Source organism: Herbaspirillum sp. B65, from assembly GCF_000333555.1.
Lineage (GTDB): Bacteria > Pseudomonadota > Gammaproteobacteria > Burkholderiales > Burkholderiaceae_D > Herbaspirillum > Herbaspirillum rubrisubalbicans.
Genome location: NZ_BADI01000763.1, coordinates 1 through 1,044, shown reverse-complemented (window position 1 = coordinate 1,044; position 1,044 = coordinate 1). Strand labels below are relative to the sequence as shown.

Annotated in this window: 1 protein-coding gene and 1 pseudogene; one reads left to right on the top strand and one right to left on the bottom strand. The window is 62.3% G+C overall.

Features of this window, described 5'->3' with window-relative positions:
• Positions 1 to 212, top strand: a 212-nt coding sequence (locus tag I5W_RS32890; RefSeq protein WP_217284453.1) for a hypothetical protein, incomplete at its 5' end; no start/stop codon positions are given.
• 17 nt (positions 213 to 229) lie between these two features.
• Here the strand turns inward: I5W_RS32890 and I5W_RS17950 are convergent.
• Positions 230 to 1,014: pseudogene (locus I5W_RS17950) on the bottom strand (MBL fold metallo-hydrolase).
• Positions 1,015 to 1,044 lie beyond the last annotated feature (30 nt).

Below are 1,044 nucleotides of genomic sequence, written 5' to 3'. Positions count from 1 at the left end.
CTCAAACCCGTCAAACGCGCTACAAGCGCATCAAATCCCCTGCGGGCAACCTGGGTACTGACAAAGCACTGACAGCCGTTCTGGAGCCGCGCAAACGATGCGAACCTGGTCAGTACAGGGAAGGAAAAAGCGGGGAAGTCGGATCGCAGACTGCAATCGAAGCGCAACAAATTGTTTCTGGTGCAGCGCACGCCGGGCTGACAGGCGGCTGACCTACTCGCATTCCGGCTCAGACGTCCAGCCAGCTAAAGCCTTCTTCTTGGCAGGCAATGCCGATGTCGCCAAAGGTATGGCCGAGTACGCTTTCGATGGCCGCGCGCGCCAGTTCGGGGGTGTTGTTCTGCTGGCTGAGATGGGCGCCGATGACACGCTTGAGCCGGCTGCGGTCAAGCAGGCGCAGGATTTCGGCGCTGGCATCATTGGCCAGGTGGCCATAGTCACCGCCAATGCGGCGCTTGAGGAAGGCGGGATAAGGCGAGCGGTCCAGCATCTCGCGGTCGTGGTTGCATTCCAGCAGCAAGGCGTCGCAGGCACCCAGCGCCTGCACCAGGTGCGCGGTGGGCTGACCGGCATCGGTCAATACGCCCAGGCGGCGGTCGCCATCGCCGGCCACATACTGGATGGGCTCGCGGGCGTCATGCGGAACGGTATAGGGGGATAGTTCGAGGTCGCCGATGGCGATATTCTGGCCATCGGCACAGAAGCGCACATCGACATCGCTGGCTTGCTCGGCGACGGCCTGGAAAGTGCCATAACTGAGCCAGACCGGGATGCGATAGCGGCGCGCAAACTTGAAGACGCCACTGACGTGGTCCGAATGTTCATGCGTGACCACGATGGCCGAGACGTCCGACGGGTCCAGGCCCAGACGCAACATGCGTTTTTCGGCTTCACGCAAGGTAAAGCCGCAGTCCAGCATGACGGTCGTCCCGGAAGAGGGACGAGCGTCGCCGGCTGCGGCCGAGATCAGCAGCGCATTGCCTTCGCTGCGCTGCCGAAGCTCGCGAACTTCATCTGAGCCCCGGATCCTGATTACTTCAGCTG